This window comes from Pseudoalteromonas sp. S3178 (assembly GCF_005886985.1).
Lineage (GTDB): Bacteria > Pseudomonadota > Gammaproteobacteria > Enterobacterales > Alteromonadaceae > Pseudoalteromonas > Pseudoalteromonas carrageenovora.
Genome location: NZ_PNCW01000025.1, coordinates 92,824 through 104,750, shown reverse-complemented (window position 1 = coordinate 104,750; position 11,927 = coordinate 92,824). Strand labels below are relative to the sequence as shown.

General features: G+C 41.9%; 10 protein-coding genes and 4 tRNA genes. 13 read left to right on the top strand and 1 reads right to left on the bottom strand.

Going from position 1 to position 11,927, the window contains the following annotated elements:
* The first annotated feature begins 28 nt into the window (after positions 1 to 28).
* The 3 genes from CWC11_RS07350 to CWC11_RS07340 all read left to right on the top strand — a co-directional run bounded on the left by CWC11_RS07350 (position 29) and on the right by CWC11_RS07340 (position 3,513).
* Positions 29 to 727, top strand: coding sequence for a tRNA1(Val) (adenine(37)-N6)-methyltransferase (locus tag CWC11_RS07350; protein ID WP_138682165.1), 699 nt, complete (start codon positions 29 to 31; stop codon positions 725 to 727).
* A 157-nt stretch (positions 728 to 884) separates the two neighbouring features.
* A complete protein-coding gene (locus CWC11_RS07345; protein WP_138682164.1) occupies positions 885 to 2,894 on the top strand; it encodes an alpha-amylase in 2,010 nt (669 codons plus the stop codon).
* A 172-nt stretch (positions 2,895 to 3,066) separates the two neighbouring features.
* On the top strand, positions 3,067 to 3,513 hold the full coding sequence (locus CWC11_RS07340; protein WP_138682163.1) for a DUF2147 domain-containing protein: 447 nt from the start codon (positions 3,067 to 3,069) through the stop codon (positions 3,511 to 3,513).
* 38 nt (positions 3,514 to 3,551) lie between these two features.
* On the opposite strand, the gene fldB is transcribed toward CWC11_RS07340, so the two are convergent.
* Positions 3,552 to 4,073 (bottom strand): flavodoxin FldB, encoded by a 522-nt coding sequence (gene fldB / locus CWC11_RS07335; protein WP_138682162.1) that lies wholly within the window; start codon positions 4,071 to 4,073, stop codon positions 3,552 to 3,554.
* Between the two features lie 105 nt (positions 4,074 to 4,178).
* Between fldB and xerD the strand changes: the two genes are divergently transcribed.
* From xerD to CWC11_RS07285, 10 genes are all read left to right on the top strand, one after another.
* A complete protein-coding gene (gene xerD, locus CWC11_RS07330) occupies positions 4,179 to 5,105 on the top strand; it encodes a site-specific tyrosine recombinase XerD (RefSeq protein ID WP_058549562.1) in 927 nt (308 codons plus the stop codon).
* A gap of 61 nt (positions 5,106 to 5,166) precedes the next feature.
* Positions 5,167 to 5,895 carry a bifunctional protein-disulfide isomerase/oxidoreductase DsbC gene (gene dsbC, locus CWC11_RS07325; protein WP_058549513.1) on the top strand — a complete coding sequence of 243 codons (729 nt, stop codon included), beginning with the start codon at positions 5,167 to 5,169 and terminating at the stop codon, positions 5,893 to 5,895.
* Between the two features lie 78 nt (positions 5,896 to 5,973).
* Positions 5,974 to 7,695 (top strand): single-stranded-DNA-specific exonuclease RecJ, encoded by a 1,722-nt coding sequence (gene recJ, locus CWC11_RS07320; protein ID WP_138682161.1) that lies wholly within the window; start codon positions 5,974 to 5,976, stop codon positions 7,693 to 7,695.
* Between the two features lie 144 nt (positions 7,696 to 7,839).
* Positions 7,840 to 8,938, top strand: a protein-coding gene (gene prfB / locus CWC11_RS07315) for a peptide chain release factor 2 (RefSeq protein WP_104643288.1) whose coding sequence is annotated in 2 segments (ribosomal slippage) — positions 7,840 to 7,914 and positions 7,916 to 8,938 — 1,098 coding nt in all. Because the reading frame shifts where the segments join, the coding sequence is not laid out codon by codon here.
* Between the two features lie 26 nt (positions 8,939 to 8,964).
* Positions 8,965 to 10,500: a lysine--tRNA ligase gene (gene lysS, locus CWC11_RS07310; protein WP_138682160.1), complete on the top strand. Its 1,536-nt coding sequence runs from the start codon at positions 8,965 to 8,967 to the stop codon at positions 10,498 to 10,500.
* A gap of 336 nt (positions 10,501 to 10,836) precedes the next feature.
* The gene (locus CWC11_RS07305) at positions 10,837 to 11,019 is read left to right on the top strand and encodes a hypothetical protein (protein ID WP_058549517.1); all 183 of its coding nucleotides are present in this window, start codon (positions 10,837 to 10,839) and stop codon (positions 11,017 to 11,019) included.
* A 128-nt stretch (positions 11,020 to 11,147) separates the two neighbouring features.
* Positions 11,148 to 11,240, top strand: a tRNA-Ser gene (locus tag CWC11_RS07300).
* 36 nt (positions 11,241 to 11,276) lie between these two features.
* A tRNA-Arg gene (locus tag CWC11_RS07295) sits at positions 11,277 to 11,353 on the top strand.
* Between the two features lie 47 nt (positions 11,354 to 11,400).
* Positions 11,401 to 11,477: transfer RNA gene (locus CWC11_RS07290), tRNA-Arg, on the top strand.
* A gap of 46 nt (positions 11,478 to 11,523) precedes the next feature.
* Positions 11,524 to 11,600, top strand: a tRNA-Arg gene (locus CWC11_RS07285).
* Positions 11,601 to 11,927: the final 327 nt, after the last annotated feature.

Genomic DNA, 11,927 nt, shown 5'->3' with positions numbered 1-11,927 from the left:
GCCAGTTGGTGAACGAAAAGGTGAAAAAATGTCAGGGTTTACGTTTAAACAATTTAAGGTTGAGCACGACAGGTGTGCAATGAAGGTCTCAACCGATGGCATTTTACTTGGCGCGTGGGCTAATTTAAGTGATGCAAAGTCACTACTCGATATAGGCACCGGCACGGGGTTGCTAGCGTTAATGTGCCAGCAACGAAGTAATGATCTTGCAATAACCGCTGTAGAGGTTGATGAAGCTGCTTACAATCAAGCGCTTCAAAACAGTGCTAATAGCCCGTGGCCTAATATCAACGTAGTGCATACAACAATTCAAGCGTTTGAATACACCCAGCCATTTGATGTTATCATTTCAAACCCACCCTATTTTAATCAGAGCTTAAAAGGTCAAAGTAATGCCCGTAACACAGCTCGCCACACTGATGGATTAAGCTTTGAGGAGTTAATAAATGCGTTTAAACGTTTAAGCCATAGTGGTTCTCGCTTTAGCTTAATACTTCCCAGCATTGAAGGAGCGTTATTTATTAAGCTTGCTACTCAAAATGGGCTGTATTTAAATGTACATTGCCAAGTAAAAGCCACTCCCAATAAAGATATCAGTCGCAGCTTAATGACATTTAGCTATGTAAAAAGCGATATAGAGTCTTCAATCCTGTGCATCAGAAACTTAGATAATAGCTACACAGCTGATTATATAGCGCTATGCAAAGCATTTTATTTAAAAATGTAAGCTGTTTATTGAGCTTGTTTATCTAGTAATAAAGGATAATTTACCTATTATGCATACGTATTCAGTTTTTATTTAATCAACCTCCAGACTAGTGTTAACCACTTGTAAATAACGCCGAGTATGCAGTATAGCTCGCTCAACATTTGGAACACACACTATGAAGCTGAATAAAATTATCACCACTGCCGGGTTGAGCCTTGGCTTGACTTTACCAAGCTTAGTATCGGCTGCCCCTACAACATTTGTGCATTTATTTGAATGGAACTGGCAAGATGTAGCTCAAGAATGCGAACAGTTTTTAGGGCACAAAGGATACGCTGCTGTGCAAGTATCACCACCTAACGAGCATATTACAGGTAACCAATGGTGGACTCGCTATCAACCTGTGAGCTACCAACTACAAAGCCGTGGCGGTAACCGCTCGCAGTTTATAGATATGGTAAATCGCTGTAATGCAGCAGGCGTAGATATATACGTTGATACGCTAATAAACCATATGGCAGCAGGCAGTGGTACTGGCACTGCCGGTAACACCTTTGGTAATAAACAATATCCTATTTATAGCCCACAAGATTTTCACGAAAGTTGTTCAATTAACCCAGAAGATTACGGAAATAACCGCTATCGGGTTCAAAACTGCGAGCTAGTAGGGCTTGCCGATTTAAACACCGCTTCAAATTATGTACAAAATACGTTAGCGGCCTATATTAACGACCTTCAAGATATTGGTGTTAAGGGGTTTAGGTTTGATGCTGCTAAGCATGTTGCCGCAAGCGATATTCAAGCTTTAATGGCAAAAATAAATGGCTCGCCAGTGGTGTTTCATGAGGTGATAGATCAAGGTACTGAAGCGGTAGATGCCTCAGAATACTTAAGCACAGGTTTAGTTACTGAGTTTAAATACAGTACAGAGCTTGGTAATACCTTTAGAAATGGCTCGCTTGCGTGGCTAAGTAATTTTGGTGAGGGCTGGGGCTTTATGCCAAGCTCATCGGCAGTAGTATTTGTTGATAATCACGACAATCAGCGCGGGCATGGTGGTGCGGGTAATGTAATTACTTTTGAAGATGGCCGTTTATACGACCTAGCTAATGTATTTATGTTGGCGTATCCGTATGGGTACCCAAAAGTGATGTCGAGTTATGATTTTCATGGCGATACCGATGCGGGTGGACCAAGTGTGCCAGTTCACAATAATGGTAACTTAGAATGCTTTGCAAGTAATTGGAAGTGTGAGCACCGGTGGTCGTACATTGCTGGTGGTGTCGATTTTAGAAATAACACTGCCGGCAATTGGGCTTTAACAAACTGGTGGGATAACACCAATAACCAGATTGCATTTGGGCGAGGTAGTTCAGGCCATATGGCAATTAATAAAGAAGACGCCACTTTAAATGCAACGGTTCAAACAGACATGGCTGCTGGGCAATACTGTAATGTATTAAAAGGTGAGCTTTCGGGTGATGCTAAAAGCTGCAGCGGTGAGGTTATTACCGTTAATAGTAATGGCACTATTAACTTAAATGTGGCGCCGTGGGATGCCATGGCAATTCATAAAAACGCTAAATTAACGCAAAGCTCGCTCCCTAATAACGGAGAGGATTGGCAAAGAACCGTTGTTTTTATTAATGAACAAACACAAAGCGGGCAAGATATGTTTGTTCGTGGTGGAATAGATCATACCTATGCCAACGCAAACCTTGGTAGAAACTGCCAAATAACTAACGTTGAATGTGCCATGCCTATTCGTCACAACAATTTAAAAAATAATACCACTTCGCCTTGGAAAGCAAACGATAACCACCTAGATTGGTATGGTATTGAACAAGGCCAAAGCAGCGAAGCGCAAGGTACGGCGACGGATTGGACTACAAATATATGGCCTAGTGAATATGGCGCGCAAAAAACGGTAGATGCTGATGGCTTTGGCGTTACGCCCCTTAACATATGGGGCGAACACTACTGGATGCTTAATGTAGATATGGATTGCAGTAAAGCGGTTAACGGCTGGTTTGAGCTAAAAGCATTTGTAAAAAATGGCCAAGAGTGGGAGGGCGATATAAACCAAGCAAATACCCCATATGCAAGTACTAACCATATGGCACAGTGCGGCAAAATTAATATGTTTGAATTTAATAGCTCAAGTGTAGAGGTGCGTGACTTTTAAATACGTATTTTAAAATATGTACTTTAAAACATAGTTATTAAAAACCAAGTGCGTTAACGCGTGCTTGGTTTTTACTTTTTATATGTACCTAATTAGCTATTTAATTTCATAGTGTGTTTATAAATCAGCTGGTATTATCGCTTTATTCGCCATTTTAAATTAAGGCAACATAATGAAAAAATTAAATAAACTATCTTTGCTAAGCACACTCGCAGCGGCTTTATTTGTAAGCCAAGGTGCGCTTGCAAACATGAGCCCTGTAGGGCTTTGGAAAACCATTGATGAAGATACAAACGAAGCTAAATCGTACGTACGTATTACACAAAACAACAATGTACTAAGCGGCAAGGTAGACTCTATTTTAGACCCAGCTAAGCAAGATGGCATTTGTAAAGAGTGCGATGGCGCATTAAAAGATCAGCCTATTTTAGGTATGACCATTATCACTGATGTAAAACCAGAAGATGATGGCGTATGGGGAGATGGCGAAATACTCGACCCAACCAATGGCAAAACCTACACAGTGCAACTAACGCCACAAAACGACGGTAAAACGTTAGAAGTTCGTGGCTATATTGGCTTTTTTTATCGAAATCAATACTGGGAACGCGTAGAGTAAATAATTAAAAGCGCAGCAAGAGCTGCGCTTAAATATGTTTATAGTGTTTCGCTGTACTCGGTCATTACTTGCTCAACCCAGCTGGCTATGCGTTCATCGCTTAGCTCGTATTGGCTGTCTTCATCAAGCGCGAGTCCTACAAAGTATTTACCATCAGGGGTAAGTGCTTTTGAAGCTTCAAACTCGTAGTTTTCGTCGTTTGGCCAAAAGCCCAGTTGCGTAAACGACTGGGTATTTATTTCATCGTGAAGCATACCAAGGGCGTCTTGAAACCACTGTCCGTAACCTTGCTGGTCGCCCATGCCAAATAGGGCAATGGTTTTACCATTTAGGTTTACGTCTTTTATGTCGTCCCACTTAGACTCCCAGTCTTCTTGTATTTCGCCAAAATCCCATGTTGAAATACCAAAGATGATAAAGTCGTACTGCTCTGCATTTTTTAGTGGTTCGTCTTTAATATTGTGTAAGGTCACTACATCGGCGCCAATAATGTCGCGAATTTTTTCTGCTGCCATTTCTGTATAGCACGTAGTAGAGCCAAAAAATAAACCAATCTGCATCGTATTTATCACTGTGTAATTGCCTGTTATGATAGGGCGCAGTTTACCGTAAGGTATTTTTAATTGATACCTTCTACCGTGGTATTACCAACAAGAGATCACAACGTGACAACGCTACCAGACGATTTACCTGAACAAAATACCGAGCTAAGTAGCAATAGCGACTTTTTAGAAACCTTTTTAGATAGCTTGTATTTAGAACAAGGTGTTAGCGAAAACACCCTAAGCGCGTACCGCAGCGATTTAGATAAATTTTGCCAGTTTTTAAAAGGCGAAAACCTAATGACAGTAACCAGCCTCGATGTTGAAAGTTACCTAGCGCATCGTGTTGATTTAGGTTTAAAGCCGCGTAGCACAGCGCGCAGCATAAGTGCGTTAAAACGTTTTTATCAGTACTTTGTTCGCGAAAAAGTAATAGCCGACTCCCCTATGGTTAATATTGCCCAGCCAAAAGCAGGGCAGTCGTTACCTAAAACACTCTCGGAGGCGGAGGTTGAAGCATTATTAAATGCACCTAATATTGAAGACCCAATGGGACTGCGCGATAAAGCGATGCTTGAGCTACTTTATGCTACGGGCTTACGTGTAACCGAGCTTGTAGGGCTGCGTATGGAGCAAATAAATTTGCGCCAGTCGGTAGTGTTTGTAAAAGGTAAGGGTAATAAAGAGCGCTTAGTGCCACTGGGCGAAGAGGCCATGTATTGGCTTGAACAGTTTTTAAAAGGTGGGCGCGCACAAATGATCAAACATGCGACCGACTTTGTGTTTCCTTCAAAGCGTGGAGTAGGCATGACCCGACAAACTTTTTGGCATAGAATTAAACACTATGCTATTTTGGCATCAGTTGAGTCTCCATTATCTCCCCATACCATGCGCCATGCTTTTGCTACGCATTTACTAAACCATGGGGCTGACTTACGTGTGGTGCAAATGATGCTAGGACACAGCGATTTATCAACCACACAAATTTATACCCATGTTGCTAATGAACGGTTAAAATCGGTACACGCGCAGCATCATCCACGCGCTTAATTTGAAATTTTTTATTACTAAGCCGGTCAGTTTATAAGTGTTTTTAGGATAGAGAGAAGTTATGAAAAAATTAATGTTAGCAGGTGCCATGTTGTGCACAAGTATTAGTGCATTTGCAAATGGCGTTGCTGTAACTCCAAGTGCTGATGATCCTATTGTTACTAAATTTGCCACTTTAGGTGTAACGGTTAAGCAAATTAACCCAAGTCCAGTTGCCGGTTTAAAAGAGCTAATTACTAATAAAGGTGTACTTTACGCAAGCCCAGACGGCCAGTTTTTAATGCAAGGTACGTTAATCGATTTAAACAACCGTAGTAACTTAACAGAGCAAGCGTTAAATGGCGTACGTGTTGAGGGCGTTAAAGAATACGAAGATTCTATGATTGTTTATAAAGCGCCAAATGAGCAACATCAAATTACCGTATTTACTGATATTAGCTGTGGTTACTGTCGTAAATTACACCGCGAATTAGACGACTTACTAGACGCTGGCATTACAGTGCGTTACTTAGCGTTTCCGCGTGGTGGCTTACAAGGTTCTGGTTATGCTGATTTAATGAATGTGTGGTGTGCACGCGATCAGCAAGAAGCGCTAACAGAAGCTAAGTCGGGCGTAGACACTAAAGTAGTTGCAGGCTGTAGTGCACCGGTTGCAGAGCATTACCAACTAGGCCAAAGCTTTGGTATTAGCGGTACGCCAGCGATTGTATTAGAAGATGGTACAATGATCCCAGGTTACCAGCCAGCAGCCGCTTTAAAAGCAGCGCTTGAGGCAAACAAAGCGTCTTAATAAGGCGTTTACGTTTATTAAAAGGCCGTAATGGCCTTTTTTTGTCTTTTTATTTTGAATTTAAAAGTTAGCAATTGCATGAAAAAACTGATCATTGCGCGAGAAAACGTTGACGACTCACACCTACCGAGCAACTTACACCCCGTTATAAAACAAATATATGCCACGCGAAATGTAATTAATGCTGATGAGCTAAATAACAGTGCCGCTACACTTCACGACTTCAAACTCTTTAAAGACATAGACAAAGCAAGCGAGTTGTTAGTAAATGCGCTAAACGCGCAAAGTCGTATTTTAATTGTTGGCGATTTTGATGCCGATGGCGCAACTAGCACAGCTACCTTAATGCAAGGCCTTGAGATGTTTGGTTTTAAGCATTTAGATTACCTAATACCAGACCGGTTTAGTCTAGGCTACGGCTTAAGCCCCGCATTGGCTGAGCAAATAGTACAAATAAACCCTGAGCTGGTTATCACTGTAGATAACGGTATTTCGTGTATTGCCGGTATTGATATTTTAAAAGCAGTGGGTATAAAAGTGTTGGTAACAGATCATCACTTACAAGGTGAGCAGCTGCCAAATGCCGATGCAATAGTAAACCCTAATAGGCACGAGTGTAACTTCCCGTCTAAATCAATAGCTGGCGTTGGCGTAGCTTTTTACTTGCTTATTGCCCTTAGAAGCGTATTGCGCGAGCAAGGCTACTTTGAACAGCAACCACCGCCAAATTTAGCTAATCTACTCGATATAGTTGCACTAGGTACAGTGGCCGATGTGGTTGCGCTTGATGCAAATAACCGTACTTTAGTACACCAAGGTTTAGCGCGTATTCGAAGCGGTAATACTCGCCCGGGAATTACTGCACTTATTGAAGTAGCAAATCGAAATGCAGCGCGCTTAAGCGCCAGTGATTTTGGTTTTTCGCTAGCGCCGCGTTTAAATGCCGCAGGGCGATTAGATGATATGAGTTTGGGCATAGCGTGTTTGCTAAGTACTGATATAAATCAAGCAAGGCGAATTGCCGGCGAGCTTGATAGCTTAAACCATGCTAGGCGTGAAATAGAGCAGGGCATGCAAGCCGAGGCGCAAGCCGTACTTGATAGACTCGCCTTTAGTGACGATAACATCCCAGACGCTATTTGTTTATATCAAGAGGACTGGCACCAAGGGGTTATTGGTATTTTGGCTGGCCGCTTAAAAGAAAAATACCACCGCCCAACCGTTATTTTTGCTGGTGGCGAAAACGGTGAAATAAAAGGTTCGTGCCGCTCTATTGAAGGGCTGCACATGCGCGACCTACTCGAAGGGTTAAATACCGCCGACCCACACTTAATTAATAAATTTGGTGGCCACGCAATGGCTGCAGGCTTGAGTATTAACGAGCAAAACTTTAATAACTTTAAAAAAGCGTTTGATGCAGCAGTAACAGCTCAGCTTAGCGAAGAAAGCAAACGCTGTATTGTATTTACCGACGGCGAGCTGCCAAACGAGTGCTTTACGATGGAGTTTGCCCAGCTATTAAAGCAATCAGGCCCATGGGGACAGCAATTTCCAGAGCCGGTATTTGAGCATACCTTTGAAGTTATTCAACAGCGTATAGTGGGCGAAAAACACCTAAAATTAGTGCTTAAACATCAATCAGGGCGATTAGTTGACGCCATTGCCTTTGGTATTGATGTAAAAGAATGGCCCGACACCGAAGCTCGTTTTGTTAAAGTGGCGTATCAGCTCGACATAAACGAGTTTAGAGGTAAGTTTAGCTTGCAATTAATAGTAAGAGAGCTTGAAAAAGTGCATTAAAAAATATGCAGCAACTATGCATAAAATGCTAATAAAGCGCGCGGTTTTTTGTTAAAATCGGGCGTTTTTATCATTTGACGATAATTTATTGCGTAATTAGCTAATTTTAGCGCGCAGTAATCTAGCCATTTTGGAGTAATGTACATGTTTGAAGTGAATCCTGTGATTAATCAAATCAAGGAAATTCGCGAACGTACTGAACTGCTTCGGGGGTACCTTTGACTACGCTCTTAAACAAGAACGCTTAGAAGAAGTAAACGCCGAACTTGAAGATTCAGCCGTATGGAATGAGCCTGAGCGTGCACAAGCACTTGGCCGAGAAAAATCAGCACTAGAAGCGGTTGTTGAAACAATCGATAACTTAGTGGCTGGCGCCGACGACGTTGAAGGGTTGCTTGAGCTTGCTATAGAAGCTGAAGACGAAGAAACCTTTGTTGAAGCGCAAACTGAGCTTGAAGGCTTAAATAAACAGCTTGAAGGTTTAGAATTCCGTCGTATGTTTTCGGGTTCTCACGACTCAAACGACGCCTACCTAGATTTACAGTCGGGTTCTGGCGGTACTGAAGCACAAGACTGGTGTAACATGTTACTGCGTATGTATTTACGCTGGGGCGAAGCCAAAGGTTTTAAAGTTGAGCTAGTAGAAGCGACTGATGGCGATGTAGCCGGTATTAAAGGCGCAACAGTGCGCTTTGTTGGCGAATACGCTTACGGTTGGCTGCGCACAGAAACAGGCGTGCACCGTTTAGTACGTAAAAGCCCGTTTGACTCAAGTGGCCGTCGTCATACCTCGTTTGCCTCTGCGTTTGTATACCCAGAAGTAGATGACAACATTGAAATTGATATTAACCCGTCAGATTTACGTATAGACGTTTACCGTGCATCTGGCGCGGGTGGTCAGCACGTAAATACCACCGAATCGGCAGTACGTATTACCCACGTACCTACCAACACGGTTGTGCAGTGTCAAAACGAGCGTTCGCAACACAAAAATAAAGCCCAAGCAATGAAGCAGTTAAAAGCTAAATTATTTGAGCTTGAGCTTCAGCAGCAAAATGCTGAAAAGCAAACTCAAGAAGACGCAAAGTCGGATATTGGCTGGGGAAGCCAAATTCGTTCTTACGTACTTGATGATGCACGTATTAAAGATTTACGAACTGGGGTTGAAAACCGTAATACGCAATCGGTACTTGACGGCAACCTAGACAAATTTATTGAAGCCAGCCTAAAATCTGGCCTATAACCACCAAGCTAAAAAAGAGCTAAAAAATGACTGATCAAATCCAAGACGAAAATAAGTTAATCGCTGAGCGTCGCGGCAAATTAGACGCTATTCGCGCAAATTGCCCAGCCAACGGTCATCCTAATCAGTTCCGTCGTGAACATTACACGGCTGATTTACAGGCTGAGTTTGGTGATAAGAGTAAAGAAGAATTAGTAGAGCTTCAGCATGTTGTATCAATTGCTGGACGTATTCTTGCTAAACGTGGTCCTTTTATGGCAATTCAAGACATGAAAGGCCGTGTACAAGCGTACGCATCTAAAGATGTGCAAAAAGACTTAAAAGCAAAATATGGTCAACTAGATATTGGCGATATTATTGGTGTTAAAGGCGCACTTAATAAATCAGGTAAAGGCGATTTATACGTAGAAATGACCGAATACGAACTACTTACTAAGTCACTACGCCCATTACCAGAGAAGTTTCATGGCTTATCAGATCAAGAAACTAAGTACCGCCAGCGTTATGTTGATTTAATTACTAACGAAGCAACGCGCGAAACGTTCCGTATTCGTTCACAAGTAGTTGAAGGTATTCGTCGCTTTTTAGCTGAGCGCGACTTTATGGAAGTAGAAACACCTATGCTACAAGTTATTCCTGGCGGTGCATCTGCGCGTCCGTTTGTGACTCACCATAACGCACTTGATATAGATATGTACTTACGTATAGCGCCTGAGCTTTACCTTAAGCGTTTAGTGGTAGGTGGTTTTGACCGCGTATTTGAAATTAACCGTAACTTCCGTAACGAAGGGTTATCAACGCGTCACAACCCAGAGTTCACTATGATTGAGTTCTATCAAGCGTATGCTGATTATATTGACCTGATGAATATCACCGAAGACATGCTACGTACTGTTGCAACTAACGTATTGGGCAGCCCAATTGTTATTAATACAACAAAAGACGAAAACGGCGAAGTAACCGACTCAGTAGAGTACGACTTTGGCCAACCGTTTACACGTTTAAGCATGGCTGACGCTATCTTAAAATATAACACTGAGTTTGATGCTGCGGTATTTAACGATCCAGAAAACCACTTTGACGAATTAAAAGCGTACGCTAAACAAGTACATGTAAAAATTCCTGAAAACTGCGTTTGGGGCCCAGGTAAGTTCTTATGTGAAATATTTGAAGAAACGGCTGAGCACATGCTTATCCAACCTACATTTATTACTGGTTACCCGTGGGAAGTGTCTCCACTTGCGCGTCGTAACGACGAAAACCCATTTGTTACCGACCGCTTTGAGTTTTTTGTTGGCGGGCGTGAGCTTGCAAATGGTTTCTCGGAGCTTAACGATGCACAAGATCAAGCTGAGCGCTTTACTCGTCAAGTTGAAGAGAAAGACGCAGGTGATGATGAAGCAATGCACTACGATGAAGACTACATACGCGCATTAGAGTACGGCTTACCGCCAACCGCTGGTGAAGGTATTGGTATTGACCGATTAGTAATGTTATTTACTGATTCATCAACAATTAAAGACGTTATTTTGTTCCCGCATATGCGCCCACAAGCTGATTAAGCTTTTGGTAAAACAACGTGAATTAAAAAACACCGCTAACTAGCGGTGTTTTTTTTGCTTTTTATTAAGGCAATTTTTGTTTTTTAATTAATTAGTACTACAATAAAATTTAAATCCAGTTATTAATGCTGGTTAATATAAAATTCAGCTTCAAACCTTTATGGTTATAACTAGTTGTTAGCATTATAAATAGTAGTGTTATAACTTTTTATTATGGTTGTTTTTTAAACATATGTTGTATTTATGTAAGCTTTTTAGCTAGAATACGCCCAAAATTTATACGGCTTCGTATTTGCTAGTTAAATATTAAATATCTAAAGGACTTAGAGTAATAATATGAAAAATAAACGCACAGAAGATTTTTCAGAAGTGAGCACCACAGAGCAAGAGCGAGAAGCTTATTACCGTGCTTGCATAGCTGAATTTCAACAATTGGGCTACCAAGAACAGTATTTAGCTAATTTAACAGATGAGTTAGTGCCTGTGCTAGGTGTTAATCCTGCCGACAAAAACACATAAGTCGCTTAATTTTTAAACTAATTACACTTTAAAACCAAACATATGTGCAATCTATAACCATATAGACATATTTGGCAGAAAAGTGTTTGACATATTTTCTGAAATCTTTATTATACGCCCCACAAGACGGAGAGGTGTCCGAGTGGCCGAAGGAGCTCCCCTGCTAAGGGAGTATAGAGTTTGTAGCTCTATCGAGGGTTCGAATCCCTCCCTCTCCACCATTTCTTTTAATGGCGAGTCTTGTAAAAAGTAAAGATGGGCGCATAGCTCAGCTGGATAGAGTACCTGGCTACGAACCAGGCGGTCGGAGGTTCGAATCCTCCTGCGCCCACCACTTTTTACACACTCTGCTTAGAGTATAAACAAGCAAAAAATAAAAGTGGGCGCATAGCTCAGCTGGATAGAGTACCTGGCTACGAACCAGGCGGTCGGAGGTTCGAATCCTCCTGCGCCCACCACTTTTATTAACTCTACTTAGAGTATAAACAAGTAAAAAATGAAAGTGGGCGCATAGCTCAGCTGGATAGAGTACCTGGCTACGAACCAGGCGGTCGGAGGTTCGAATCCTCCTGCGCCCACCACTTTCATACATAAGCCGACATTAAGTCGGTTTTTTTGTGCCTGAAATAAAGTAAATATGGAAAGTAGCAAGCTACGAACCAAGCAGTCGGAGGTTCACTCTTAGAAGATACGCCCTGCGCCCACCACTTTCATACATAAGCCGACACTAAGTCGGTTTTTTTGTGCCTGAAATAAAGTAAATATGGGAAAGTAGCAAGCTACGAACCAAGCAGTCGGAGGTTCACTCTTAGAAGATACGTCCTGCGCCCACCACTTTCATACATAAGCCGACATTAAGTCGGTTTTTTTGTGTCTGAAATAAAGTAAATATGGGAAAGTAGCAAGCT

Excerpts from the sequence above, each read along its gene's own strand:
- CWC11_RS07350 (WP_138682165.1), top strand. The coding sequence starts at position 29 with ATGTCAGGGTTTACGTTTAAACAATTTAAGGTTGAGCACGACAGGTGT.
- CWC11_RS07345 (WP_138682164.1), top strand. The coding sequence starts at position 885 with ATGAAGCTGAATAAAATTATCACCACTGCCGGGTTGAGCCTTGGCTTG.
- CWC11_RS07340 (WP_138682163.1), top strand. The coding sequence starts at position 3,067 with ATGAAAAAATTAAATAAACTATCTTTGCTAAGCACACTCGCAGCGGCT.
- fldB (WP_138682162.1), bottom strand. The coding sequence starts at position 4,073 with ATGCAGATTGGTTTATTTTTTGGCTCTACTACGTGCTATACAGAAATG.
- dsbC (WP_058549513.1), top strand. The coding sequence starts at position 5,167 with ATGAAAAAATTAATGTTAGCAGGTGCCATGTTGTGCACAAGTATTAGT.
- recJ (WP_138682161.1), top strand. The coding sequence starts at position 5,974 with ATGAAAAAACTGATCATTGCGCGAGAAAACGTTGACGACTCACACCTA.
- lysS (WP_138682160.1), top strand. The coding sequence starts at position 8,965 with ATGACTGATCAAATCCAAGACGAAAATAAGTTAATCGCTGAGCGTCGC.
- CWC11_RS07305 (WP_058549517.1), top strand. The coding sequence starts at position 10,837 with ATGAAAAATAAACGCACAGAAGATTTTTCAGAAGTGAGCACCACAGAG.